General features: G+C 59.8%; 30 protein-coding genes. 21 read left to right on the top strand and 9 right to left on the bottom strand.

Going from position 1 to position 25,881, the window contains the following annotated elements; all coding sequences use genetic code 11:
* Positions 1–31: 31 nt before the first annotated feature.
* From dprA to tldD, 4 genes are all read right to left on the bottom strand, one after another.
* Positions 32–1,165 (bottom strand): DNA-processing protein DprA, encoded by a 1,134-nt coding sequence (gene dprA / locus ACFWW2_RS22235; protein WP_393932434.1) that lies wholly within the window; start codon positions 1,163–1,165, stop codon positions 32–34.
* Between the two features lie 276 nt (positions 1,166–1,441).
* The gene (locus ACFWW2_RS22240) at positions 1,442–1,939 is read right to left on the bottom strand and encodes a GNAT family N-acetyltransferase (protein WP_393931976.1); all 498 of its coding nucleotides are present in this window, start codon (positions 1,937–1,939) and stop codon (positions 1,442–1,444) included.
* A gap of 53 nt (positions 1,940–1,992) precedes the next feature.
* Positions 1,993–2,451, bottom strand: coding sequence for a hypothetical protein (locus ACFWW2_RS22245; protein ID WP_393931978.1), 459 nt, complete (start codon positions 2,449–2,451; stop codon positions 1,993–1,995).
* A 189-nt stretch (positions 2,452–2,640) separates the two neighbouring features.
* Entirely contained in the window at positions 2,641–4,062 is a 1,422-nt protein-coding gene (gene tldD / locus ACFWW2_RS22250) for a metalloprotease TldD (RefSeq protein ID WP_393931982.1), read from the bottom strand.
* 179 nt (positions 4,063–4,241) lie between these two features.
* Here tldD and coxB point away from each other — a divergent pair, with 179 nt between their 5' ends.
* From coxB to ACFWW2_RS22295, 9 genes are all read left to right on the top strand, one after another.
* A complete protein-coding gene (coxB, locus tag ACFWW2_RS22255; protein WP_393931984.1) occupies positions 4,242–5,066 on the top strand; it encodes a cytochrome c oxidase subunit II in 825 nt (274 codons plus the stop codon).
* An 82-nt stretch (positions 5,067–5,148) separates the two neighbouring features.
* Entirely contained in the window at positions 5,149–6,081 is a 933-nt protein-coding gene (gene cyoE / locus ACFWW2_RS22260; protein WP_393931986.1) for a heme o synthase, read from the top strand.
* Complete coding sequence (locus tag ACFWW2_RS22265; protein WP_393931988.1) at positions 6,081–6,281, top strand: hypothetical protein; 201 nt, start codon at positions 6,081–6,083, stop codon at positions 6,279–6,281. Before cyoE ends, ACFWW2_RS22265 begins: the two co-directional genes overlap by 1 nt.
* Complete coding sequence (locus tag ACFWW2_RS22270; RefSeq protein WP_393931990.1) at positions 6,278–6,892, top strand: cytochrome c oxidase assembly protein; 615 nt, start codon at positions 6,278–6,280, stop codon at positions 6,890–6,892. Before ACFWW2_RS22265 ends, ACFWW2_RS22270 begins: the two co-directional genes overlap by 4 nt.
* A gap of 25 nt (positions 6,893–6,917) precedes the next feature.
* Positions 6,918–7,718, top strand: a complete 801-nt coding sequence (locus ACFWW2_RS22275; protein ID WP_393931992.1) for a cytochrome c oxidase subunit 3 — start codon at positions 6,918–6,920, stop codon at positions 7,716–7,718.
* Between the two features lie 95 nt (positions 7,719–7,813).
* Entirely contained in the window at positions 7,814–8,491 is a 678-nt protein-coding gene (locus ACFWW2_RS22280) for an SURF1 family protein (protein ID WP_393931994.1), read from the top strand.
* Positions 8,492–8,494: 3 nt separating this feature from the next.
* On the top strand, positions 8,495–9,877 hold the full coding sequence (gene thrC, locus ACFWW2_RS22285; RefSeq protein WP_393931996.1) for a threonine synthase: 1,383 nt from the start codon (positions 8,495–8,497) through the stop codon (positions 9,875–9,877).
* On the top strand, positions 9,878–11,146 hold the full coding sequence (locus ACFWW2_RS22290) for a M16 family metallopeptidase (RefSeq protein WP_393931998.1): 1,269 nt from the start codon (positions 9,878–9,880) through the stop codon (positions 11,144–11,146).
* Positions 11,146–11,730, top strand: a complete 585-nt coding sequence (locus ACFWW2_RS22295; RefSeq protein WP_393932000.1) for a GNAT family N-acetyltransferase — start codon at positions 11,146–11,148, stop codon at positions 11,728–11,730. Before ACFWW2_RS22290 ends, ACFWW2_RS22295 begins: the two co-directional genes overlap by 1 nt.
* Positions 11,731–11,752: 22 nt before the next feature.
* Here the strand turns inward: ACFWW2_RS22295 and ACFWW2_RS22300 are convergent, their stop codons facing one another.
* The gene (locus tag ACFWW2_RS22300; RefSeq protein WP_393932002.1) at positions 11,753–12,382 is read right to left on the bottom strand and encodes an ankyrin repeat domain-containing protein; all 630 of its coding nucleotides are present in this window, start codon (positions 12,380–12,382) and stop codon (positions 11,753–11,755) included.
* Between the two features lie 86 nt (positions 12,383–12,468).
* Here ACFWW2_RS22300 and ACFWW2_RS22305 point away from each other — a divergent pair, with 86 nt between their 5' ends.
* Positions 12,469–12,840, top strand: coding sequence for a winged helix-turn-helix transcriptional regulator (locus tag ACFWW2_RS22305; RefSeq protein ID WP_393932004.1), 372 nt, complete (start codon positions 12,469–12,471; stop codon positions 12,838–12,840).
* On the opposite strand, the gene ACFWW2_RS22310 is transcribed toward ACFWW2_RS22305, so the two are convergent.
* Together ACFWW2_RS22310 and ACFWW2_RS22315 are read right to left on the bottom strand one after the other, a co-directional pair.
* Positions 12,837–13,253: a DUF6855 family protein gene (locus tag ACFWW2_RS22310; protein ID WP_393932006.1), complete on the bottom strand. Its 417-nt coding sequence runs from the start codon at positions 13,251–13,253 to the stop codon at positions 12,837–12,839. The genes ACFWW2_RS22305 and ACFWW2_RS22310 overlap by 4 nt on opposite strands.
* On the bottom strand, positions 13,250–13,666 hold the full coding sequence (locus ACFWW2_RS22315) for an SRPBCC family protein (RefSeq protein WP_393932008.1): 417 nt from the start codon (positions 13,664–13,666) through the stop codon (positions 13,250–13,252). Before ACFWW2_RS22315 ends, ACFWW2_RS22310 begins: the two co-directional genes overlap by 4 nt.
* Positions 13,667–13,741: 75 nt before the next feature.
* Here ACFWW2_RS22315 and ACFWW2_RS22320 point away from each other — a divergent pair, with 75 nt between their 5' ends.
* A complete protein-coding gene (locus tag ACFWW2_RS22320) occupies positions 13,742–14,356 on the top strand; it encodes a helix-turn-helix transcriptional regulator (RefSeq protein WP_393932011.1) in 615 nt (204 codons plus the stop codon).
* 66 nt (positions 14,357–14,422) lie between these two features.
* On the opposite strand, the gene ACFWW2_RS22325 is transcribed toward ACFWW2_RS22320, so the two are convergent.
* A complete protein-coding gene (locus tag ACFWW2_RS22325; RefSeq protein ID WP_393932013.1) occupies positions 14,423–15,211 on the bottom strand; it encodes a hypothetical protein in 789 nt (262 codons plus the stop codon).
* A 142-nt stretch (positions 15,212–15,353) separates the two neighbouring features.
* Here ACFWW2_RS22325 and ACFWW2_RS22330 point away from each other — a divergent pair, with 142 nt between their 5' ends.
* From ACFWW2_RS22330 to ACFWW2_RS22370, 9 genes are all read left to right on the top strand, one after another.
* Complete coding sequence (locus tag ACFWW2_RS22330; RefSeq protein ID WP_393932015.1) at positions 15,354–16,184, top strand: alpha/beta hydrolase family esterase; 831 nt, start codon at positions 15,354–15,356, stop codon at positions 16,182–16,184.
* Positions 16,181–16,387 (top strand): phenylalanyl-tRNA synthetase subunit beta, encoded by a 207-nt coding sequence (locus ACFWW2_RS22335; protein WP_393932017.1) that lies wholly within the window; start codon positions 16,181–16,183, stop codon positions 16,385–16,387. Before ACFWW2_RS22330 ends, ACFWW2_RS22335 begins: the two co-directional genes overlap by 4 nt.
* Before the next feature lie 108 nt (positions 16,388–16,495).
* Entirely contained in the window at positions 16,496–17,575 is a 1,080-nt protein-coding gene (locus ACFWW2_RS22340; protein ID WP_393932019.1) for a rhodanese-like domain-containing protein, read from the top strand.
* A 107-nt stretch (positions 17,576–17,682) separates the two neighbouring features.
* A complete protein-coding gene (gene pheT, locus ACFWW2_RS22345) occupies positions 17,683–20,079 on the top strand; it encodes a phenylalanine--tRNA ligase subunit beta (RefSeq protein ID WP_393932021.1) in 2,397 nt (798 codons plus the stop codon).
* Positions 20,076–20,855 carry a class I SAM-dependent methyltransferase gene (locus tag ACFWW2_RS22350; RefSeq protein WP_393932023.1) on the top strand — a complete coding sequence of 260 codons (780 nt, stop codon included), beginning with the start codon at positions 20,076–20,078 and terminating at the stop codon, positions 20,853–20,855. The genes pheT and ACFWW2_RS22350 overlap by 4 nt, the downstream gene beginning before the upstream one ends.
* Entirely contained in the window at positions 20,852–21,283 is a 432-nt protein-coding gene (locus ACFWW2_RS22355) for a GNAT family N-acetyltransferase (RefSeq protein ID WP_393932025.1), read from the top strand. The genes ACFWW2_RS22350 and ACFWW2_RS22355 overlap by 4 nt, the downstream gene beginning before the upstream one ends.
* Before the next feature lie 13 nt (positions 21,284–21,296).
* Positions 21,297–21,743, top strand: coding sequence for a YtoQ family protein (locus ACFWW2_RS22360; protein WP_393932027.1), 447 nt, complete (start codon positions 21,297–21,299; stop codon positions 21,741–21,743).
* 125 nt (positions 21,744–21,868) lie between these two features.
* Positions 21,869–22,975, top strand: coding sequence for an NUDIX domain-containing protein (locus ACFWW2_RS22365; RefSeq protein WP_393932029.1), 1,107 nt, complete (start codon positions 21,869–21,871; stop codon positions 22,973–22,975).
* 84 nt (positions 22,976–23,059) lie between these two features.
* Complete coding sequence (locus ACFWW2_RS22370) at positions 23,060–24,517, top strand: nicotinate phosphoribosyltransferase (RefSeq protein ID WP_393932031.1); 1,458 nt, start codon at positions 23,060–23,062, stop codon at positions 24,515–24,517.
* 68 nt (positions 24,518–24,585) lie between these two features.
* On the opposite strand, the gene ACFWW2_RS22375 is transcribed toward ACFWW2_RS22370, so the two are convergent.
* The gene (locus ACFWW2_RS22375) at positions 24,586–25,281 is read right to left on the bottom strand and encodes a glutathione S-transferase family protein (protein WP_393932033.1); all 696 of its coding nucleotides are present in this window, start codon (positions 25,279–25,281) and stop codon (positions 24,586–24,588) included.
* 158 nt (positions 25,282–25,439) lie between these two features.
* Here ACFWW2_RS22375 and mscL point away from each other — a divergent pair, with 158 nt between their 5' ends.
* Positions 25,440–25,868 carry a large conductance mechanosensitive channel protein MscL gene (gene mscL / locus ACFWW2_RS22380; RefSeq protein WP_393932035.1) on the top strand — a complete coding sequence of 143 codons (429 nt, stop codon included), beginning with the start codon at positions 25,440–25,442 and terminating at the stop codon, positions 25,866–25,868.
* Positions 25,869–25,881 lie beyond the last annotated feature (13 nt).

Here is a 25,881-nt window from a genome sequence, read left to right on the forward strand (position 1 = left end):
TCAATGCAGCGCAAAACCTGTGGACTTCACGTCACACAACCCGCGATAGAAGACCACCGGCCTGACGGGCGATTTTGCCCTCAAGCTCCAGATCGACCAATGCGGGGGCCATGGTTGTGGCAGGCACGGCAATGTCGCGCAGCAACTGATCCTCTGCCACCGGCGCGGGGCCAAGCCGCGACAGGATTTCGTCATGCAGGGCCGCAGTGGCACGCAGCGGGCGCGCATCCGGTTCTGCTGGTATCAACGGCAATTCCGGTTCCGGCATGGCGACGGGTGCCAGCGCGTCGACAACGTCAGCTGCGTTGCGCACCAATGTTGCCCCGTCGCGGATCAGCATGTTGCAGCCTGATGCACGCGCATCAAACGGATGACCGGGTACTGCAAGTACCTCGCGCGCCTGATCCAGCGCGTTACGGGCGGTGATCAGGCTGCCGGATTTGGCTGCCGCTTCAACCACGACAACAGCTTGCGACAGGCCCGAGATGATCCGATTACGGGCCGGGAAATGCCGGGCCTGCGGCTGCAGCCCCATCGGCATCTCGGACAGCCGCAACCCGTTTTTTCCAATATCGTGCGTCAGTTGTGCGTTTTCCGCCGGATAGATCACGTCAACACCACCGGCCTGAACGGCAATTGTCCCACCGGCCAGCGCGCCATGATGGGCGGCGGTGTCTATGCCGCGGGCCAGGCCGGAGACGACGACGAAACCTTCCTTTGTTAGTTCCTCGGCCAATCGTTTGGCCATCCGGGTTCCAAGCGATGAGGCGTTGCGCGCCCCCACCAGCGCAATCATGGGCCGGTGGAGCAGGGCGATGTTCCCGATCGCCCACAAGAGCGGTGGCGCATCGGGGATGTCCGACAGCGCCCTGGGATAATGTGCGTCGCCTTCGACGATCAGTTGCGCACCGGCAGCGCGCGCGGCTTTCATTTCGGCCTGCACCACTCCCGGCGGGCACACCTGATAGTCCTGCACACCGGCGGACTTTGCGATTTCTGGAAGTATTTTCAAGGCGTTCGCCGCGCTGCCGTGTTCTGCCAGCAGCCGACGGTAAGTTGCTACGCCAACCCGACGTGAGCGCAATAGGCGGAGCCGGTTGACCGTATCCTCTTCCGTGGTGGGTAGGAGTGGGGGGTGAGTGGAAGAAGTGTGTGTTCCGGTCATCCCGTAAGCTCCGCCGTATTGCCTGATCAGGATTAGGTTGTCGGGGTTAATGAGGTGTGAACGCATTACAGCAGATTTGCCGAAAGCTGTTCGGAACGCGCTTAACAGACTGTTTTTGCGACAGAACTGCGATACAGACGGCTCGTATATCCCTTACGTACCGCGTCCATGCACCTGCCATACTGGCCCCCCATAAATAGCGGGGCTGGGGCAGCAATAATTGGATCAACGCGAATCGAAAACGAGCCACTCGCCTTTTCGGCCATCAGGCCGCAGCTATGATTCCTGCGAGACGGATCGCTCGTGGCTGGCACCTGACAGCGTAAACCGTTTGCACACGGCTCCTTCCATCCTGCGGTAGGTGCGAAAACCCATCGCCTCGTAATAGGCGAGGCCTTGAGCGTTATCGGCGCCAATGGTTGCATCGATATCGGTCAGCCCCGCATCACGGACCGCATCCAGTGTGGCGACAAACAACGCCTTGCCGATCCCCTGCCGCGCGGCATCGGGGCTGATATGCGTACCAATGATACCCCAGCCAGGTGTGACGCCGTAAGGATTACCCGGACTGGCACGTTTAAGCGATTGCAGGCCGAGGATCGCGCCAGCTTCGCTTTCGGCAACCGAACATAAGATACCATCCGCCGGGGCGATGTAGTTCTGCAGCGCAAATTCCGGGCTGTCGGGCCGCGTGCGCAGGCCCGCTGCTGTCAGCGACCGCAGGACCACGCTCATGCCAATGGCGTCGTCGGCGGTGGCAGGGCGGATATCCATGATCTGTCCTATTTTGGTGATGGCAGGAAACGTCGCATTGCGGGTACACCCCGCTAATCAAGACCGAACATCGCCGCCCAATTCCGGGCTGTCATGCCGCGCCGGTAGTCGTCATACATGGCCTGATCGAGGATTTCGATCAGGATGCGGTCTTCTACCCAAACTTCGACGCAATGAAAGGGCCCGCGATTGCAGATGCGGTTCAGCCAGCCCTGATCGTCGGCAAGCGACTGAATGTCGGACAGGGATAAAACGGACCCGACAGCCGCGTGGCAAAAACTGTGGCGGCTGTCGCTCTGGCCAACGTCGCAGGACACCTGATCCTCGCCTTGCGTCAGGGTATGTGTGTCGGGATAAACCTCGATCGCCGTGCCGTCATCGGCTGCGGTGAAGGCGATCCAGCTGTCGGGAAAGGGCGGAAACGGCATGTGTTTGCCGCCCATGACCGTCGCCAGAAAGGATGCCACGTTCAGTGGGTCGCTGGCGCTGAGAGAGACGTGCAGGAGGCTCATCATGTATCCTTTCCGTTTCCGTCGTCAGGCGTTCTGCAATTCGCCCGGCAGCTAAGGGCCGAGACTGGCCTGCGCCCGGTTCGCATCTGTCGTTTCAGAAAATGCGTTCGCAGGCCCGTGAAAGAGAAAGGCGATCAGAGCCACGCTGACAATAGCCGCAGCCAGTAATGCGAATATTCTGTCATGGCATCACGCCGCCGCACCGCCCACTGTCAATCCGCCGATCATAAGGCTGGGCTGGCCGACACCGACCGGCACCCATTGCCCGGCCTTGCCGCAATTGCCGATGCCGGGGTCAAGCTTCAGATCATTGCCGATGCCCCTGATCTGTTTGAGCGCGGTTGCCCCGTCGCCGATCAGCGTCGCGCCTTTGACCGGCGCGCCGACAACGCCGTTTTTGACTCGGTAGGCCTCGGTGCAGCTGAACACGAATTTGCCGTTGGTGATATCCACCTGACCGCCGCCGAAGCCAACCGCATAGATGCCGTCCTTGAGGTCTGCGACAAGGCTTTCAGGGGCGGCATCGCCCGCCAGCATATAGGTGTTGGTCATGCGCGGCATCGGCGCATGGGCGTAGCTTTCGCGCCGTCCGTTGCCGGTGGGGGCGACGCCCATCAGCCGGGCATTCTGGCGGTCCTGCATATAGCCTGTCAGCACGCCATCCTCGATCAGGGTGTTTTTGGCGCTGGGCGTGCCCTCGTCATCCACGGTGATCGAACCGCGCCGATCCGGGATCGTGCCGTCATCCAGAACGGTCACCCCCTTGGCGGCAATCTGCTGACCCATCAGGCCCGCAAAAGCGCTGGACCCCTTGCGGTTGAAATCGCCTTCCAAGCCATGGCCGATGGCCTCGTGCAGCAGGATGCCCGGCCAGCCGGGGCCAAGGACCACATCCATTACGCCAGCAGGGGCGGGTTCGGCATCAAGATTCACCAGCGCAATGCGCAAAGCCTCGCGCGTCACCGGTTCCCAGTTGTCGCGGCTGATCAGGCCGATCAAGCCGGCACGCCCGCCGCCACCGGACATGCCACTTTCGCGGCGTCCGTCCTTTTCGACAATAACGCTGATGTTCAAGCGGGACATCGGGCGGGTGTCGGTAACCAGCGTGCCTTCAGGACGCAGGATCAGCACCTCTTGATGCGATGCGGCGAGGGTGGCGGAAACCTGCACCACGCGCGGGTCCAGTGCGCGGGCAAAGGCGTCAATCTCGCGCAGGACGTCGATTTTTGCGGGGAAGCTGGCCTGCAACATCGGATCGTCATCGCTGTAAAGCTTGCGATTTGTGCCGGCAGGGGCCGCCGACATCGTGCCGCCGCCATCGCCCACGGCAAGGCGCGCGGTGGAAACAGCGCGGCGCAGGGCGTGTTCGTCGATGGTGGTCGAATGCGCATAGCCTGCCGTTTCGCCTTTCACCGCGCGCAACCCGAACCCTTCGGAGGCATTGAAACTTGCGGTTTTGACCCGGCCATCATCGAATGACAGAACCTCGGACTTGCGCCGTTCGAGGAACAGCTCACCGTCATCGGCACCGTCTGTTGCCTCTTTCAGCAGCGCAAGCGCCGTGGTCTGGTCGAGAATGGTTTCAAACGGGCGAAAGGGGTCGACGGACATGGGGTTTCCTCGTCTCGGGCGTGATTTATCGGCGAAAGCGTCTGTTTGCCGCAACAGCGGTTCTTGAGTTGTTCATCAAGATATGGGACATGGGCACGCAGATACAACGGGATTCCGTCCGCAGCCGGACAGGATGACCAGGGAGACGCGCCAGGGGCGCACTGAAGTTAGGGTAAAACATGCAACTGAAATCCTTTGCCACCTCACTCTGGGCGACAGCGGGCCTAATCATGGCGGGGTCATCCGTCTTTGCACAAGAAGTGAATCAGGAGCTGGAAATTGTAGGGGCACCCGTCAACGGGGCGACAGGTTTCCAGCCGTCGGCAACCGAACTGGCGCGCGACGTTGTGTGGCTGGACAACATGCTGCTTGTGATCATCACGGCGATCACGCTCTTTGTGACGGGTCTGCTCGTCTGGGTGATCGTGCGTTATAATGAGACCAAGAACCCGACACCGGCCCGTTTCACCCACAACTCCCCGCTGGAAGTGGCATGGACAGTGGTGCCCATCGTGATTCTGGTCTTTATCGGGGCCTTTTCGCTGCCTGTGCTTTTTAAACAGCAGGAAATTCCTGAAGGCGACATCAATATCAAGGTGACCGGCTACCAGTGGTATTGGGGTTACGAATATGTAGACGAAGGCGTGAGCTTTGACAGTTTCATGCTGACCCGCGACGAGTTGGAAGAATTTGGCTACAGCCAGGATGAATACCTGCTGGCGACTGACACCGCCGTTGTCGTGCCGATTGGTGCCAAAGTGGTGATGCAAGTCACAGGCGCGGATGTGATCCATTCATGGACGATCCCGGCCTTTGGGGTGAAGCAGGACGCGGTGCCCGGTCGTCTGGCGCAGCTATGGTTCGCGGCAGAGCGTGAAGGCATCTATTTTGGCCAGTGCTCGGAACTTTGCGGCAAGGATCACGCCTACATGCCGATCACGGTTAAAGTGGTGAGCCAGGAGACTTATGACCAGTGGCTGGCCGAGGCCAAAGGCACCTCTTAACAAGGCGATGGGTCAAGACCCATCTTACGACAGATCAACGCCGTAAGATGGGTTTCAACCCATCCTATCCACAAGGTCACGCATGAGCGATATCAGCATTCAGGACACAAGATACGAGGCCAGCATGGGCGACTACTTCGCCCTGCTGAAGCCGCGTGTGATGTCGCTGGTGGTCTTCACCGCACTTGTGGGGCTGTTGGTGGCACCCGTGCCGGTTCATCCGTTCATCGGCTTTGTCGGTATCCTGTGCATCGCCGTCGGCGCCGGGGCGTCCGGTGCGCTCAACATGTGGTGGGACGCCGATATCGATGCCCGCATGCGGCGCACAGCCGGGCGGCCGATCCCATCGGGGCGCGTCGCCCCGGGTGAGGCGCTGGGCATCGGGCTGGCACTGTCCGGGTTTGCTACCATCTTGCTGGCATTGGCGACAAACTTCCTCGCCGCGTTCTTGCTGGCCTTTACCATCTTTTTCTACGCGGTGGTTTATTCGATGTGGCTCAAGCGGGCCACACCGCAGAACATCGTGATTGGCGGAGCCGCTGGTGCTTTCCCCCCCATGATCGGCTGGGCGGTCGCGACCGGCAGTGTGAGCATCGAAAGCCTGCTGATGTTCGCCCTGATCTTCATGTGGACACCCCCGCATTTCTGGGCACTGGCCCTGTTTGTAAAGTCTGATTACGGCAACGCAGGCGTGCCGATGCTGACCGAGACCCATGGGCGGGACGCGACGCGAAAGCATGTGATCATCTATACATTATTGCTCGTGCCTGTGGCCTTGGGGCTAGGCCTGACCAGCATTGGCGGACCATTCTACATGGCGGTGGCGGTCGTGATGAACGTCTGGTTCCTCAAAGGGGCCTACGACATCTACAAACGTGATGACGCCGCCTGCGAAGCGGACAAGCATGCCGTCGAAATCGGTGTGTTCAAAGTGTCGCTCTACTACCTGTTTGCCCATTTCGGGGCGCTTCTGATCGAAGCGGCGCTGCGCCAGTATGGTCTGGGTGGCTGGTGATGGCGATCAAGGTCGAACATGAGCTCCACGAACGGCGGCGCGGGCGCAACTTCGGCGTTTTCGCCCTGCTGATTGGCTTTATCGCGATTATCTTTGGACTTACTGTCGTCAAAGTGCTGCAGCTTGGCGATGCGGCCCAGTTCGAAAAATTCGACCATGTGGCCCGGCCACAGATTGTCCCGCAGGAGGAGAGTGAATGAAACTGTTCCCTAACCTCGTTGGCCCCAAACGCACAGCGGCGCAGGCCGCAAGCGTTGTGGTGATCATGGGCTCGCTCGCCTGGGCCTCTGTCCCGTTTTACGACTGGTTTTGCCGGGTGACGGGTTTTGGCGGGGCCACCAATGTGGCCGAAACCGGCAGTGACGTGATCCTTGATCAGACGATCAAGGTCCGCTTTGATGCGTCACTGGAACGCGACATGCCCTGGACCTTCAAACCAGAAGTGCGCGAGATGGAAATCCGGATCGGTGAGACCGGTCTGGCTTTTTACGAGGCTCACAATCCTTTGGACGTGCCGGTCGCAGGGCAGGCCGCCTATAACGTGACACCTTACGAGGCAGGGGCGTTTTTTGACAAGATCGAATGCTTCTGTTTCGTCGAACAGGTCCTGATGCCGGGTGAGACGGTAATGATGCCTGTCAGCTTTTTCGTGGATCCGGCCATCGTGGACGACCGCGAAGGACAATATGTCCACACCATCACTCTCAGCTACACATTCTACCAGATTGACGTGCCGGATGATGAAATCCAGGCCTCTCTGGCCCCCGCAGCTTTGACAACGGCGCCGCAAGACGCCATAGAAACGAACTAACGACCAGCCGATAGGGACGCACCACATGGCGCATGCAAAGAACCACGACTATCACATTCTGCCACCGTCGATCTGGCCGCTGATCGGCGGTGTCGGCGCATTTGTCATGCTGTTGGGCGCGACCCTCTGGATGCACGGATCCGGGCCTTACATCTTCCTCATGGGCCTCGCCGCTGTGCTCTATGTCATGTATGCGTGGTGGGCCGATGTTGTGGCTGAAAGCCGGGTCGGCGATCACACCCCGGTGGTCCGGATCGGTCTGCGCTACGGCTTCATCATGTTCATCATGTCCGAGGTGATGTTCTTTGCCGCCTGGTTCTGGTCTTTCTTCAAACACGCCATGTATCCGATGGGCCCCCAAAGCCCGGCTGTTGATGGGGTCTGGCCCCCGGTCGGCATTGAAACCTTCGATCCCTGGCATCTGCCCTTGATCAACACGCTGATCCTGCTGTGTTCCGGTGCGGCTGCCACATGGGCCCACCACGCGCTGGTCCATGAAAATAACCGTCAGGACATGAAGTGGGGTCTGATCCTGGCGATCGCGCTCGGTGCGATCTTCACGGTCTTTCAGGCCTATGAATATAGCCATGCTGCCTTTGGTTTCGCAGGCAATATCTATGGCGCTAACTTCTTCATGGCGACCGGGTTCCATGGGGCTCATGTGATCATCGGCACGATCTTCCTGGCCGTATGTCTTTTGCGGTTGCAAAAGGGCGACTTCACCCCGGAAAAACATGTGGGTTTTGAGGCTGCCGCATGGTACTGGCACTTTGTTGACGTGGTCTGGCTGTTTCTGTTCGCCGCTGTCTACGTCTGGGGTGGCTGACAACAGACGCCACACCGTAAGATGGGTTTCAACCCATCTCATTGACAAGATCGACGCGCGGGATAACTCGCGCGTTTTTGCATCAAAGGTCACCGATGCTGCGCAAGATCCTCTTTCCTCTTATTCTTGGTATCGCCGGTTGTGCGATCCTGATCAGCCTTGGGCTGTGGCAGGTGCAGCGTCTGGCCTGGAAAGAGGATATCCTGGAGGGAATCAACGCCCGATTGGCCGCAACTCCGGATGTCCTGACATTGGACGTGACCGAGGCCGATCACGAATACACGCAAGTCAGATTTTCGGGCATACCGACCGGCGATGAGCTGCATGTGCTGGTGTCAGGTACCCAGGCCGGGACCGGCTATCGGGTCATATCCAAGATGCAGACCGGGCTTGGCCCGATCCTTGTCGATCAGGGCCTGCTGCCGCTTGAAGCCAAAGATGCCTCACCACTGATCGAACCGATGCAGATCACCGGGGTCCTGCTCTGGCCCGACGATCAGAACAGCAGCACGCCAGAGCCTGATCCGGCCGAAAATATCTGGTTTGCCCGCAACGTCACTACCATGTCTGCCTCCCTCAACACCGCCCCATTGATGGTGGTTGCCACGACAACCGCGCCGGCCGACCCACGCCTGACCCCGCTGCCGGTCAACACGGCCAATATCAAGAATGACCATCTGGAATATGCGATCACATGGTTCCTGCTGGCCCTCGTCTGGGCCGTCATGAGCCTGTTTCTGATCATCCGCACCACACGGCCAAAGGACGCCTGAGTAATGCGCTATATCTCGACCCGCGGCACCGCGCCTGCCCTGACATTTGAAGAGGCGATGTTGACAGGCCTCGCCCGTGATGGTGGCCTTTACGTGCCCGAAGATGTGCCGACCCTCACCACCGCCCAGATCGCGGCGATGGCAGGTAAAACCTATGAAGAGGTGGCGTTCGAGGTCATGCACCCCTTTATCGGCGATACCTTCACCGATACGGAATTCAAGGCCCTGATTGCGCAGGCCTATGCCGGTTTCGGCCATGCGGCGCGGGCCCCGCTGGTGCAGCTGGACAGCAATCATTTCCTGCTGGAGCTGTTCCACGGGCCGACACTGGCGTTCAAGGATTTCGCCATGCAGTTGATTGGCCAGATGTTTCAGGCTGCACTCAGCCGGTCCGGCGATCGTGTGACGATCGTGGGCGCAACCTCGGGCGACACAGGCTCTGCCGCGATCGAGGCGTTCCGCGGGTTGGAAGCCGTCGATGTCTTCATCCTTTACCCCCATGGCCGGGTGTCAGAAGTGCAGCGGCGCCAGATGACAACACCAAGCGAATCCAACGTCCACGCGCTCGCTGTCGATGGCGATTTCGACGACTGTCAGGCCATGGTCAAAGACATGTTCAATGACTTCGACTTCCGGGAAGAGGTCAAGCTGGCGGGCGTGAACTCGATCAATTGGGGCCGGGTGCTCGCACAGGTGGTCTATTACTTCACCGCTGCGCTGTCTTTGGGCGCACCGCATCGTGAAGTCAGCTTCACTGTCCCCACCGGCAATTTCGGCGACATCTTTGCGGGCTATATTGCCAAGCGGATGGGCCTGCCGATTGCCGATCTGGTCGTTGCCACCAACCGCAACGATATCCTGCACCGCACGTTGGAAACCGGGGCCTACACCAAGGAAGGTGTGACCCCCACGATCAGCCCGTCGATGGATATTCAGGTTAGTTCCAACTTCGAACGCGCGCTCTTTGACGCCTACGGGCGGGACGGGGCCACGGTCGCCGCCCAGATGGAGGACCTCAAGGGTGGCGGTTTCCAGATCAGCCAGGGCGCCTACCAAATGCTGAAAGACACGTTCAAATCAGGGCGCGCATCCGAGGAAGAAACCTATGCGGCGATCAAATCGTACCGCACAGATCATGGCGAATTGTTGTGCCCGCATACGGCTGTCGGCGTTCATGTGGCCGAGGCGCATCTGGGTACAACACCTATGGTGACCCTCGCGACAGCGCATCCGGCAAAGTTTCCAGATGCCGTGAAAGCAGCCTCCGGCGTCGCGGCACCCCTTCCCCCGCGCATGGCAGACCTGTATGACCGTCCCGAGCGCGTCACATGCGTTGCGGGGGATTTGGCGGCGATACAGGCCGCCATCAGGGAACGGATCACGTAATTGACGATTGAACTGCACACGCTGTCCAACGGGTTTCGGATTGTTACCGAACATATGCCCGGGCTGAAATCATCAAGCATCGGCATCTGGGTGCAGGCCGGTGGGCGGCATGAACGGATAGAACAGAATGGGATCGCGCACTTCCTTGAGCATATGGCGTTCAAGGGCACAGCAACGCGCAGCGCCCTGCAGATCGCCGAAAGCATCGAGGATGTGGGCGGCTATATCAACGCCTATACCAGCCGTGAGATGACAGCGTACTATGCCCGCGTTCTGGAAGATGACGTGGCCCTTGGCCTTGATGTGATCGCTGATATCCTGCTGAACCCGGTTTTTGATCCTGCCGAGATCGAGGTCGAACGCGGTGTAATCCTGCAGGAAATCGGGCAGGCGCTGGATACCCCGGACGACATCATCTTTGACTGGCTGCAAGAGGTGGCTTACCCCGATCAGGCGCTGGGCCGCACGATCCTCGGCCCGTCCGAGCGGGTCAGCGCCTTCAGTCGCGGCGATCTGCAGAGCTTTGTCGGCGAACATTACGGCCCCAACCAGATGATCCTGTCTGCCGCAGGGGCCGTGGATCACGACGCGATTGTCACACAGGCCGAGGCGCTGTTTGGCCATCTGCCCGCAGTGACCCGCGCGCCCGAACTGCTGCAGCCCGCTGCCTTTGGCGGGGGGGAGCGGCGCGAGATCAAAGGGCTGGAACAGGTACATTTCGCGCTGGCGCTTGAAGGACCGAATTACCGCGATCCGGCAATCTACACCGCTCAGATCTATGCCTCGGCCATGGGCGGCGGTATGTCTTCGCGCCTGTTTCAGGAGGTCCGTGAAAACCGGGGGCTTTGCTATACGATCTTCGCCCAGGCCGGGGCCTATGAAGATACCGGCCTGACCACGATCTATGCGGGTACCAGTGCCGAACAGATCGCCGAACTTGCCCATATCACCATGGACGAGATGAAACGCGCGGCCGATGACATGACGGCCGCCGAGGTGGCCCGCGCACGTGCCCAGATGAAAGCAGGGCTGTTGATGGGGCTGGAGAGCCCTTCTAATCGGGCCGAGCGTCTGGCGCGCCTTCTGTCGATCTGGGATCGGATCCCATCTCTCGACGAAACCATTGCGCGCATTGATGAGGTGACAACCGGCGATGTCAAAGGCTTCGCCGGCCAGATGGCCGGACAGGCAGGCACGGCCATGGCGCTTTACGGACCGGCTGATGCGGCCCCGAGCCTTGATGCATTGAAAGCCCGGCTGGCTGCCTGATGCTTGGGGCCAAGCGCAAGGTTCGGATCGAAACCGAACGGTTGACCCTGCGCCCGCCGATGCATGGCGATTTCCGAGCCTGGACAGCACTGCGCCGCGAAAGCGAGGAATTCTTGCGCGCGTGGGAGCCGACATGGGCGCATGACCACCTGACGCGCAAGGCGTTCACCAACCGGGTCTATTGGGCGCAACGATCAATTGCGAATGGCACGGCGATGCCGCTGTTTCTGACCCGCCGGGCGGATGGCATGCTGCTGGGCGCCATCACGCTGGACAATATCCGGCGCGGACCAGCGCAGGCGGGCACAACCGGGTATTGGATTGGCGCACCCTTTGCCAGGCAGGGCTACATGCGCGAGGCGATTGAGGCCGTTGTGCATCACGCATTCACTGTGTTGGATATCAGCCGGATGGAGGCAGGGTGTCTTCCTGAAAACGAGGCCTCGCGCCGATTGCTGGAAAAATGCGGCTACAAATACGAAGGCGTCGCGCAAAGTTATCTGCAGATCAACGGGCGATGGCGGAACCACGTGCTTTACGCCAATCTGCGCCATGATCGGCGCGGCAAAACGGATGTCGGCTAAAAAAACGCCCGACAATTGACAGCTACCCTGCGCAGTTTGTACCTCCATGGGCCCGCGCCTGTCCGAACCCCGGATAGTAGTAGATACCGGTCGTAAAAAGAACGTTCAGTTGGTCCGTATCGACGCCACCCGCCATGGCCGCCTGCACCACGCGGGCGTTCTCGGTATAGATGGCATAGTTCAGCACCCCGTCGCTGTATTGGTTGCGCGTGTTGATATTGGCGCCCCGTGCAATCAGCAGGAGCGCGATATCGGTGCGTTCCTCCTGAATGGCCGCCATTAGCGGAGTCAGGCCGGCGCCTGACCGGTCTTCCAAATCGGCGCCTGCATCGACCAGTGCGGTAATGACAGCAGCGCCCGAGCGGCAACTACGCACCGCCGCAGACAATGCATTCATCCCCCGATTACCGGGTTGGTTTGGATCGGCCCCGGCGGTCAGCAGCGTTTGAACCATGTCCAGATCGTTGCGGATCGCCGCGATGGTCAGCGGTGGCATCAACAGGGGCGGAAGGGGGTGGTTGATATCCGCCCCACCAGCAATGGCGGCCTGCGCTGCGGCGATGTCGCCGGCGCGCACCGCCTGATCAAGCGGGGCCGTATCGGCCATTGTGGCGGAACAACAGAACAGGATGGCGGTAAGCAGTGATCGCATGATGATCTCCTAAAGTGAGTCCTGATTTGCAACTTACTCTATCAAGTGAGTTCCATTTTGCAACTGACTTGGATACGGTCCGGCCTATGGATACCAAAGACTATCGCTCTGACTGCCCGATTTCATCGACCCTTGATTTGATAGGTGACAAATGGACCCTGTTGATCCTGCGCGACATGATGTTCGGGGCGCAGCGCTTTTCTGATTTTCTGACCAGTGCCGAAGCAATGAAACGCAATATCCTCAGCGACCGGCTGAAGCGTCTGACCGATCACGGTCTGGTTCTGCGCGTACCCTATCAGGATCATCCACCCCGCTTTCGATATCAGCTGACCACCAAGGGTGCGGCACTGCTACCGGTCATTCAGGCCATGGCGGCGTGGGGCGCGGCCCATCTGGACCATGCCTATGACCCGCCGCCGGAATTATTGGGCTGGGAACCCTCGGATCACGCTTAAAGCCCGCGGACCCGATTGTTGCGCGCGTTATGTTCCAGTTCGACCAGCCCAAGCATCTCCATCACCGGGCTGACATAGTTGGCGAACCGCCCGCGATAGCCCTTGCGCAGCCCGTAATAGCCACCGACCGGATTATCCGCGCTGCGCGCCCAGTGTTCCAGCGTGCCCTCCTTGGTCGGTTTGCCTTCATCCGCGTTGCCCAAGGGTATCCAGTCGCCATGGGCCTTTAGCATCGCATGGGCGTCATCAATGGCGCGCAACTGGTAAGATAGCCGGGTCTTGCCGACCTGCACGATCAGGGCGGGGGGATCAGCTGCCTCGTCCCTCCAGACTTCGAAATCAGAGGTCTGGGGCGGTGTTTTCAGGATCCACGGATCGCCAGCGACCCCCATCCCGTAGGTGACACGGTTCATGCTTCTGCCCTTTCTTTCAACGCATCTGCGAACTTTTCGAAACTGGGTTGCAGGTCGGGGATCGCCTTAGTGATCAGACCTTTCAGCGGGCCCGAATAGGTTTCGCGCATTTCAAACCGCATGCCGGTCCCGATGGGCGTCAGGATGAATTGCCGGTTACCTAGAAACAGACCCAGCGGCATGCCGCCATGCCATTCCATTCGGACTTCAGGCGCCATCACCGCGACCTTGATCGGAAAGGCGCGTTTGGGATCGACCTCAGACCACAGCTTGAAACGCGCGCCCTTCGCGATTTGTCCGTTGATCTTGATGATACTGAAACTGCCATCCGACAGGCGCTCTGCATCGGTCAGAATGGACCAGACGGTGCCGGGCGGGGCCGCGATATCGCGGGTCACGTGATAGGGTGTCATGCAAACTCCTTGTCTTGACACCGATTGGCTTAGCAACCCTTATATGACGTCTTATGTCATGTTTGAGAGGTTGATTTGCGCGCATCCCGTCTTTTGCAGATCCTTCTGCTTTTACAGAACCGGGGCCGCCTGACCTCGGCCCAACTGGCGGCAGAGCTTGAGGTCACGCCGCGTACCATCCTGCGCGACGTTGATGCGATGACCGAAGCCGGGCTGCCGATCATCGTGTTTCAGGGCAATCAGGGTGGGATCGAGTTGGGCTTCAACTACAGAACGCGACTGACCGGGTTGGATCAGGACGAAGCAGAGGCGCTGGGCGTCATCCTTGGCACGCGCAACCCGGCCCTCGTGGCGCTGGGGATGGAACAGGCCGCGAAGCGCGCGCAGGCCAAACTGGTCGAGAGCTTTCCCGACAAGGCGCGTGAAACCGTCCAGCGTGCGATGAATCAGTTTTTGGTCGAAACACCCGCACCGCCTGATGATCCGCGCGTGCCAGCCTTTGCCGCGGCAGTGCGCGGTCGGCGGATCGTGCGGATCAATGCCAGCGGACCGCAGGCGCGGGTGGTGCATCCGTTGGCGATGCGGTTGGCGGAGCAGGGATGGTTCGTGACGGATAGACGGACCGGTGAGGATTTCGCGCTAACAGACAGCGGCGATATCAACATTTCAGCCCATCGTTTTGATCAATGATCTCGTGACGCTCAGGCCCGGCAGCTTGGCTATTGATCTTGGCGCCATTGGTGGGTCTCACACACCCTACCGCCGTCGTGAGACGAGATCCTCTTCCTCTGCCGGGGGCAATCTGCGTCCTTTGAGGATGTCGGTCAGGTCATCGTCCCGGAATGACCTGTCGATCCGGAATTTGTAGAAACCGTCATCCTGAAAGGCCTGGATGACGTGGTAGTCGACCAGCACGGGCACCGCCTTGCCTTTCCAGCTTTCCTCGCTCAGGCCCGATACGGTCACGTCCATCTCGGCCCGGCCGCGGACCGGGACGGTCAGGTTGCCATCGACGGCGGTGACGTTGTTATAGCCGATCACGGCCTCATCGGCCCGGATGGTGGAATAGACCAGCAGGTAGCGGATGGTTGATCCGGGCTGGGCGGCATCATCCAGAAACCATGTGAAACCGACATCTTCGCCAATCGCCTCGCGCCGGTTGATCTCGGCCGAGAGATCGCCAAAGGTGTTGGCATAGGTTTCGTCAAACGCGTTGGTCAGCCGGATATAGCTGTTGCGGGTGATGCTGGCCTTGACCTCTGCATCGATCCCCGCCTCACCGCCTGCGCCGATATCGACACCGCGCACATTGCGGGCGAATTGTTCTTCGAATGTGGCGCCCCGCACCCGGTTGCTGAGGTCGAGCACGGCCAGTTCCTTGAGGCTGCCTTCTTCGGTGTCCAGCAGGTATAGCTGCCCCAAAGTGCGCAGACCGGAATTCAGGTAGCCCTTGTCGGTATAGGCGTGGCTGACATCGACCGGAATTGTGCGGCAGCCTGCGAAACCTGTCAGAATAAGAGTCAGTAAAGCGATCAATCTTAACATCTCAAAACCCCCGAAAATAATGCCAAGATGGTGAAGAAGGCGGATGTCAAAAGCAATAAAAACTTCCGAAGTGTTCTGGCAATGATCCTCGCCCACCAATTTGTCAGGTGACAGATCGCATGTTCCGGTTACAACCAAACCCATGATGATACGTGTTTTTCTGATCCTGCTTGCGTTGCTGGCGGCCCCGGCTGCGGCACAACAGACCAATCCCAATTCGATCCTGCCCGGCAGCCCGTGCCACGGTCAGACGCCGTGCGCACTGGATGGCCGGACCTATCACGTCAAGGAGCCTGACGGCTGGGATGGTGTGTCGCCATTGCCGGTGCTGCTGCATTTTCATGGTTGGGCGCGTACCGGGGCGGTGCCGGTTTATCACGGGCGGATTTCCGGGGCGACCCGCAGGCGTGGCGTGCTTCTGCTGGCGCCGACGGGGATCAACAAGACATGGGATTTCTGGTCAGGGCGCGCGGGCGATGTGGCGTTTGGTGCCGCTGTGATCGAGGATGCAGCGAAGCGTTATCCCATCGACCGCGACCGCATCTTTGTGTCGGGCTATTCGTTCGGGTCCGCCATGGCCTGGCGCTATGTCTGCCAGAACGGTGCCGGTGTGGCGGCCCTTTTGGCGGTGGCGGGTACACTTGATCAGCGCGAGGAATGCGCCCAAGGCCCGCGTGAGGTGCGCCATGTGCATGGGCTGTCCGATACGGTGATGGATTTCCCCATGGGGCCGGGCGGCGATACGCGCTATCCAGTTGCGCTTTGGCGGCAACAATTCGGCTGCGGTGCAAGTGATCAGGTCAGCGATTGGGCCATTACAAGCGACGACGCCTTCACCCGTCATGCATGGGAGCGATGTACCACCGGCAAGCGCGTGACGCTTGATCTGCACCCGCGCGGGCATTTTATCCCCAAAGGCTGGATCGGCCGGCAGCTGGACGAATTGTTGGGCCTGCCGCCAAACTACCCATGATGCGGGCCTATATCATCGCTCTGTTGATTGTGATCGTCGGCGCGCATATCGCCATGTGGACATCCGATATGCCGCGCGATCTGGCGTTGAAGCTGACCCTGATCAACGCAGCCGGGTGGGCAGTTGTTTTGATTCCCGTATATGGTGTGGCGCGCTGGGCTGCGCATCATAGGGTCAAAAATGATGATCAGGACGATACTTAGCAACATCAGATCAATGGCTTAGCAACTTCACAGTTTTTTGTTTGGCGAGCGCAAACTGGCGTGTTAGGCTTGGCCATATTTTGAACACAATTCCTTTTGGGTGATGAAATGCATATTTTAAAGCGGGTCGCGTCGGCGGCTATATTTTTGGTTATTTGCGCAACCGGCGCCTTTGCCTGTGGTGGCTCTTATCAGGTGAAATCAGGTGATACGCTGTCCGGCATCGCTCGGGCCGAAATCGGATCATTCTTTGCCTATCAATCCCTGTTCGAAGCGAACCGCCATGTGATCGGCAGCAACCCCGACCGCATTCAGGCGGGCATGACATTGCAACTGCCGTGTCCGGGCCAGCCGGTGAACTGGGCGGTGATGCCAAGTGCCGCGACAATTGCCCAATTGCAGCAGGTCACAGATATCCAGGTTCTTGATATCCGCCGCCCGACCGCTGTTGCCAAGGGCGTCATTCCCGGCGCGGTGTCCGTCCCCTACAGCCAATGGCGTGGCCCTGCGGGGGCGACCCCGACGGATGTGGAGTTGTCCCGCATTGTGGGTGATGCGGGGCTGCGCGTCGATCAGCCCGTGCTGATCGTGCATTCACAGCCGGATATGATGGATACAGGACGCGCCGCCATGGTGTACTGGCTGCTGAAATCCAGCGGTTTTGACACCATCGCGATCCTCAAGGATGGGTTTCAGGGCTGGACAGAGGCCGGGTTGCCCATCGCCGCCGCACCTGCCGCGCCTTCACCTTACGATGCGGAACTGCTCTTTTCCTATAAATGGCGCGCGGACGAACTCGATGTCTATGCCATCGCCACATCCCAGATCACTGGATACCTGCTGGATGCGCGGCCGCAGCATATGTTTTCCAAAGTCGATGATGAGGGTAAACAGTTGGGTACGACCTTGCCGAATGCCCGCAGTGCGCCGATTGGCCCGCTGATGTCGGCCTTTGGGTCAGAGGTGCCGGTAGAAACGGCGGTCAAGGCCGTCGCCGACCATCTGCAACGCCACAATGCCAACTGGGAAACCGGTGAGGTCATCACGTTCTGTCAGACCGGAGAGTTGGGCGCGCTCAGCTGGTTTTATGCCTCGGAGCTCGCGGGACTCGACAATATGCTTCTGTATCCGGAATCTGTTGCTGGCTGGGCCGATGGCGGTGGCCGGTTGTTCGCCGGGTTGGACTGACCGCGCGCGGGGGTAATGCCCCCGCGCGATCGCCGCACGGTCCTGCTTTCACCTGTCAGTCTGATGCGCTATGAACGCGCGAACCGCAGATTGACGGAAATAAGCTCATGAAATTCACCCTGTCCTGGCTGAAACGCCATTTGGAGACCGACGCCTCTGTCGCCGATATCGCTTACGCTCTGACCGACCTCGGGCTTGAGGTTGAAGGCATCGAAAACCCCGCCGAACGGCTGGCCGATTTCACGATCGGCAAGGTGCTGACGGCGGAGAAACACCCCGATGCCGACAAGCTGAAAGTGTGTCAGGTGGAAACCAAAGATGGCCCGACGCAGATCATCTGCGGCGCGCCGAATGCGCGTGCTGGCATCACTGTCGTGATCGCGTCACCGGGGACGTATGTGCCGGGGATCGATACCACGATTGGCGTCGGCAAGATCCGCGGGATCGAAAGCCACGGCATGATGTGTTCCGAGCGCGAGATGGAACTGTCAGAGGAACATGACGGCATTATCGAGCTGCCTTCTGGCGAGGTGGGTGAGCGGTTTGTCGACTGGCTCGCCGCCAATGATCCATCCAAGGTCGATCCGGTGATCGAAATCGCGATCACCCCCAACCGCCCCGATGCGCTGGGCGTGCGCGGCGTGGCGCGCGACCTTGCGGCCCGTGGCCTTGGCTCGCTGAAAGCGGTCGAGGTGACCACGGTGCCCGCCAATTTCACGTCTGACCTGAATGTGTCCATTGATGACGATACATTGGACGGGTGCCCGGTTTTCTGTGGTCGTTTGATCAAGGGCGTCAGTAATGGCCCCAGCCCCGAATGGCTGCAAACGCAGTTGCGCGCCATCGGCTTGCGCCCGATCAGCTTCCTCGTCGATGTGACGAACTGGTTCACCTATGACCTGAACCGCCCGCTCCACGTCTTTGATGCCGACAAGGTGAAGGGCAATCTGCGTGTCCACCGCGCCAAGGGTGGCGAAACCCTGATGGCGCTGGATGACAAGGAATACACGTTCCAGTCCGGTCAGATGGTGATCTCGGACAAAGACGGCCCCGAAAGTATCGCCGGGATTATGGGTGGGCTGGCCACAGGTTGCACCGAAGAGACGGTAAACGTGTTCGTCGAAAGCGCCTATTGGGATCCGATTCAGATCGCCTATGCGGGTCGCGCGCTAAAGATCAATTCCGACGCTCGCTATCGTTTCGAACGGGGGGTCGACCCGGCCTTCACGCCGGAAGGGCTGGACCATGCCGTGCGCATGATCGTGGATCATGCCGGTGGCGAAGCGTCAGAGATGATCGTCGCCGGTGCTGTCCCTGACACATCCCGCGCCTACAAGCTGGACACGGCGCGCTGTTCATCGCTCGTCGGGATGGATATCCCGGCAGAGACCCAGCACGAGACGCTGACCGCGCTCGGTTTCCGGATGGATGGCGACATGGCACATGTTCCATCCTGGCGACCAGATGTGCAGGGAACGGCTGATCTGGTCGAGGAAGTCGCCCGCATCGCATCGCTGACCAGGCTGCAGGGCAAACCCATGGCGCGCACCCAACCCGGTGTGCCGAAACCGATCCTGACCGCCAGCCAGTCGCGCCAGCAGGCCGCGCGCAGGACCGCTGCGGCGTTGGGGTATAATGAATGTGTGACCTACAGCTTCATCGATGATCAGGCCGCCAAGCTGTTCGGCGGCGGTGATGACAGCACGATGCTGGAGAACCCGATTTCGTCGGAGATGTCGCATATGCGGCCCAACCTGCTGCCCGGTCTTTTGCGGGCGGCGGCACGCAATCAGGCGCGGGGCTTCATGGATATGGCGCTGTTCGAGGTGGGCGCCGGCTTTCATGGCGGTGAACCGGGCGAGCAACACACGCTGATCTCGGGCGTCCTGATCGGGCGGACCGGACCGAAAGACGTGCACGGTACATCGCGCCCCGTTGACCTTTACGATGCCAAGGCCGATGCGGAGGCCGTATTGGCCTCTATCAACGCTCCAGCCAAGGTGCAGATCCTGCGTGGTGCGTCTGATTGGTGGCACCCGGGCCGTCATGGCATGATCTGCCTTGGCCCCAAGAAAGTGCTTGGCATCTTCGGCGAGTTGCACCCCAAGGTTCTGCGCGAGATGGATGTCAAAGGTCCTGCTGTCGCCTTTACCATCTGGCCGGATGAGGTGCCTGCGCCGCGCAATAAATCCGCTGCCCGCGCGCCATTTGTGGCCACCGATCTGCAGGCGGTCGAACGCGATTTCGCCTTTGTGGTCGATGCCGAAGTCGAGGCGCTGATGCTCGTCAACGCCGCCGCCGGGGCCGACAAGGCGATGATCAGCGATGTGCGTGTCTTTGATGAGTTCATCGGGGGGTCACTGGGCGAGGGCAAGAAATCCCTCGCCGTCACGGTTCGCCTGCAACCGACCGAGGCGACCCTGAAGGACGCTGATATCGAGGCGGTCAGCGCAAAGATCGTCGAAAAGGTCACCAAGGCGACAGGTGGCACCTTACGCGGATGACCGACAGCGATGACCCCGCCGCGCATTACAAGGACAGCAGCAAGCTGGCCGTGCGGGGCGGGTTTCACGCGCGCTATTCCAATGTGGGCTGGTTTGGCTGGGTGGATGCCCGGCTGAACATCGCGCCGGGCGCGGGGGTGCTGGATGTGGGCTGCGGGCCGGGATGGTTCTGGGCCGCGTGTCGCCATCTGCCTGCTGACATGACGCTGACGTTGCTGGACCAATCGGCGCATATGGTCGAACAGGCGACTGAGCGGCTGAAGCACCTGAATATCGCGAGCAGCGTCGTGGCGGATGCCGGCAAACTGCCGTTCCCGGACCAAAGCTTTGATGTGGTGGTTGCCATGCATATGCTTTACCACCTGCCCAATCCGGCGGTGGCGCTGCGCGAAATGCACCGCGTGCTGATCCCCGGCGGTCGCTGCATCGTCACCACCAACAACCCCCGTGATCTGCCCCAGATTGCCGCCCTGTCGCGGCATGCGTTCGGGTCGGCGATTGACGATATGGTGCAGGAGCGGTTTGGCACTCCGGTTGCCTTGGACCTGATGCGGCAGCATTTCACGGAAATCTCGCAACAGACCTGCGAAGATATCTATCAGGTGGACGATCCCGAACCGGTGATCGACATGCTGCTGACGATGCCGCCCGGTGACAAAGCCGATACGCAAGGACAGGCCCGATTGCGACAGGCGGTTGGGGACATGATGACGGAACATGACGGCTGCACACCCATGACCCGTGTGCAGGACATGATTGCCGGTATCCGGACATGACGATCACCGTCCGCCCCGCGACGGCAGATGATGCGCATGGGCTTACCGCTTGTATCGACGCGGCCTACGCCCCCTATGTCGCCAAGGGCCTCGACCTGCCTCCTGTGAGTGAAGGGATTGCCGGTGATATCCGCGATCATCACGTTTGGGTCGCAACGCGCGGTGACCGGATCGTCGGTGGTATTGTCCTGGTGCTGGACGACACCGCCCATCTGGCCAACCTGGCCGTTCACCCGGATGCCGGCGGGCAAGGGCTGGGTCAGGCGCTGATCGCCACCGCAACGAGTGCCGCCCGCGCCGCTGGATACGACAGATTGCACCTTGCCACACATATCGAGATGACCGGAACGCAAGGCTTCTACCTGCGGCTTGGATGGGTTGAAGCTGGTCGGGACGGCAATAAGGTCTATTTTGAAATGCAATTATGAAGGAGCGCACCCCATGACCCTGAACATCTATCTTTCTGGTGAAATCCATACCGACTGGCGCGACCAGATCACGGAGGGGGCCAAGGGGCTGGACGTGACCTTCAGTAGCCCGGTGACCGATCACGCGGCGTCGGATGATTGCGGGGTCGCGATCATGGGGGCAGAGCCTGACAAGTTCTGGCACGACAACAAGGGGGCCAACCTGAATGCCATCCGGACACGGCATGGGATCCAGAATGCCGACATCGTCGTGGTTCGCTTTGGTGAGAAGTACAAGCAGTGGAATGCGGCCTTCGACGCGGGCTATGCTGCGGCCCTCGGCAAATCCCTGATCGTGATGCACGGCCCCGAACACCAGCATCCGCTGAAAGAGGTTGATGCCGCGGCGCTGGCGGTGGTCGAGGAGCCAAAGCAGGTGGTGGATATCCTGCGCTATGTTCTGGACGGTAAGCTGCCCTGAGCCATGCACGAGGCGGCACCCGGCCTTGCATCGAAAATTCTTGCACCGACGCGCGGCACTTCATAGAAAGGCGGTGAGCCAAGGAGGTCTTGGCGAAAATCCATACGCTGCGGAGGTCGCGCGACATGAGTACCAGACACAGGCTGGCCGTCTTTATTGGCCGTTTCCAACCCTTTCATGCCGGTCATCTGGACGTTGTGCAGAATGCTCTGACACAGGCCGATAGCCTTTTAATGCTTGTGGGCAGCGCCTATCGGCCACGCAGTTGGAAGAACCCCTTCACCTATGCCGAAAGGGCTGCCTTTATCCGCGCCAGCACGGACGATGTTGGTAAGCCCGTCGCCACGCTGCCGCTGGTGGATACGCTTTACAACGACCGGGCCTGGACTGTGAATGTGCGCACTGCCGTGACCTTGCACATGCGCAAGGCGGGCTTGAATCCGGACAAGACAGATGTGGTGCTGACCGGGTTCGAAAAGGACAAATCATCGCGCTATCTGGGATGGTTCCCGACATGGCAGATGCTGCCAGCCGACCCACATATGCACGATGGAGAGATCGTCAGCGCCACTGACCTGCGTCAAGAACTGTTCTTTGGCCGTGGTGAAAACACGGGCCGGATGGCGAAACGCTATGGTCTGGCGCAGATCGCGCCGGTGCTGGACTGGATGAAGAAACATCCTGATGCGGTGTCGACAGTCCGCGACGAAGGGTCGTTCGTCTTGGATTATCGCGAACGGACCGCCAAAGCTGAAGAGGTTTTTGGCTACCCCATCCCGGTCAACACGGCTGACGCGGTTGTCGTGCAATCCGGCCATATCCTGATGGTCGAACGCAAGATGCAGCCCGGCAAAGGGCAATGGGCATTGCCCGGTGGGCATATCGACCGGGGCGAGCAGGCGCTGGATGCTGCAATCCGCGAGCTTTATGAAGAGGCCGGACTGGACATGCCTAAAGGGGCGATGCGTGGCAGGCTGCGGGAACGGCGGGTGTTCGACCATCCCGAACGGTCCGAAAAGGGCTGGGTTCGGACAGAGGCGTTCGTGTTCGAATTGCAGGACAAGGCCAAGCTGGAAAAGATCAAATCCGGCAGCGATGCATCCGCCGCCCGCTGGGTGCCGATCACCGAAATCACACCGGACAACATATTCGAGGACCATTTCGACATCATCCAGGCCCTCGTGCCTGATGTGCCTTTTGCGTATTCATCGATCCTGATGGCGCAAGGCTAAGGCCGGCAAAGAGCCCATCTTTGCACACCCTGCGGGAGGTCCGCAGGCGTTCAAAACCGTCCAAATCCGAGGAGGAACAGGACAATGAAAGACCAAGTGACTGGCGCTGCGGCGCTGTTTGATAACCCTGTCGCGTTCGACAATCTGATCTTCGATACCGACAGCTATAAGCTTTCCCACTTCAGCCAATATCCGGAAGGCACGCAATACGTGTCGTCCTATATCGAACCGCGCCGTGCGTGGGGTGATATCGACCGGGTGATGTTCTTTGGCCTGCAGATCGAACTGGCGAAATTGGCAGGGCAGGCGGTCACGCAGGCGATGCTGGACGAGGCAGCACCCTTTCTGAAGGCGCACGGGTTCGATGTATTTGTCGATGGCTGGCAGTACATCATCGACCGGCATGAGGGGCGTTTGCCCGTGCTGATCGAAGCTTTGCCAGAGGGGACGCTGGCCCCGGTGTCGGTCCCGCAACTGCGGATCGAAAACACCGACCCTAATTGCTACTGGCTGGTCAGCTATCTGGAAACCCGGTTGCTGCGGGCGGTGTGGTACGGCTCGACCGTCGCGAGCCTGTCGCATTATGTGGTGGGCAGCATCCGGGAACGGTTGGCCCAGACCGATGGCAGCGATGCCGGGGCCGAGTTCAAACTGCATGATTTCGGTGCGCGCGGTGCGTCCAGTAATGAGGCGGCTGGCATTGGCGGTGCTGCGCATCTCGTTAACTCCTTCGGGACCGATACCATCGCCGGGTTGGTCTATGCGCGGAACTACTATGGCGCTGACATGGCCGGGTTTTCGATCCCCGCGACTGAACACAGTACCATGACAGCCGCTGGTGAGGCGGGCGAGTTGGACCAGATGCGTCGGTTTCTGGCCGCCAACCCAACCGGCCTGATCGCCTGTGTCAGCGACAGCTATGACCTGATGCGCGCAGTGAAAGAATACTGGGGCGGCACGTTGAAAGACGCCGTGCTCGCCCGCGATGGTGTGCTGGTTGTGCGCCCCGACAGCGGTGATCCGGTTGAGATTGTGCCGGATGTGATCGAGGCGCTGATGGCCAAGTTCGGCTACAGCACAACAGATCAGGGTTACCGGCTGCTGAATGACAAGGGGCGGGTGATCCAGGGGGATGGGATCGACAAGGATTCCATCGTCAGGATCATGGACACCATGATGGAACGTGGCCTTGCTATCGGTAACATCGCCTTCGGCATGGGTGGCGGGCTGCTGCAAAAGGTGAACCGTGACAGTTTTGGCTATGCCATGAAAGCCTCTGCCATCTTCTATGACGGGGCATGGCGGGATGTGTTCAAGGACCCCAAGACCGCGGGCGGCGCCAAGACCTCAAAGAAGGGCAAGCAGGGGGCGATGCGCACCGATAGCGGCGCTTTCGTCGCACGGCCCGCTGCGAATATCCCAATGGGGGCGGATGCGTTGGTGCCCGTGTTTCGGGACGGGCGCATCCTGAACCTGCATTCATTTGACCAGATCAGGGCGCGCGCTTGGCCTGATGCCTTGGGCTTTGGCGCGGCAGCTTAGAAATCGATAGGCCCCGGTGCTGATCACGGGGCCTATCATCCTATGGGTATAATGGGGTTTCACCTCACCTATGACGGATCAGGGATACGCTTGGCTTTCTCAACGGCCGGACGGGCAAAAAACCGCTCAACATACGCGGGCACGTTTTTCAGATCGTGATAGCCGACAACATCCTTGGTGCCGTAGAATTCCAGCGCATTGATCCAGGGCGCGATGGCCATATCGGCGATGGAGAAATCGCCTGTCATCCAGTCTTTCCCTTCCAGCTGCTTCTCGACAACGGCAAGCAGGCGGATCGCCTCATCGCGGTAGCGTTCGCGTGGGCGTTCGTCTTCGATATCCTTGCCCGCGAACTTGTAGAAGAAACCCATCTGCCCCAGCATCGGACCCAATCCGCCCATCTGGAACATCAGCCACTGGGTGATATGGGCTTTGTCCGTTGCGGTGGAGCCCAGAAATTTTCCAGACTTTTCAGCAAGATATAGCAAGATCGCCCCGCTTTCGAAAATCCCCACAGGGCCATCCGGACCGCTGGGGTCGATAATCGCCGGGATCTTGTTATTAGGGTTCAGCGACAGGAACGCATCGCTTTTGACATCCTCGTCTTTCAGCGTGACCAGATGCGGCTCATAGGCCAGACCCATCTCTTCCAGTGCGATGGATACCTTCACCCCGTTGGGTGTCGGAAAGGAATAAAGCTGGATGACCGAAGGGTCCTTGGCGGGCCAGCGTTGGGTGATGGGAAAGGCGGACAGATCGGTCATTGCAGGTGCATCCTTTGCAAAATCGGTGTTGATGACAGTTAGGGGGAAAAGATCGGAATAAAACCCATGGTTCTGTGGGCCAATCGGGGTAAGACTGTGCGCAGTTGCGCAGCGGGCGTCAGACCCGCGCGCCGGTTAACAGTAGTGGGGACTTACACATGATCAACGAATTCAAGGACTTCATCGCCAAGGGCAATGTCATGGACATGGCGGTGGGGATTATCATCGGGGCGGCCTTTACGGCCATTGTCACGTCGCTCGTGGGCGACCTGATCAACCCGATTATTGCACTGTTTACGGGCGGGATTGATTTCTCGGGCTGGTTCTATGTGCTGGGCGACGGTGAATGCGCATCGGTTGATGCCTGCGCCGAAGCGGGAATTTCCGTCTTTGCGATCGGTAACTTCCTAATGGCTGTGATCAACTTTCTGATCATTGCTTTCGTGGTCTTTATGCTGGTCAAGACGGTCAACCGGATCAAAGCCGCCGCCGAAAAGCCCGACGAGGTTGCGCCAGAGGTCCAAACCGGGCCATCGGAGCTTGATATCCTGATTGAGATCCGGGATGCGCTGGCCAAACAGGCCTGAAAATAGATGCTCA

This window comes from Yoonia sp. R2-816, from assembly GCF_046762905.1.
Taxonomy (GTDB): Bacteria; Pseudomonadota; Alphaproteobacteria; order Rhodobacterales; family Rhodobacteraceae; genus Yoonia.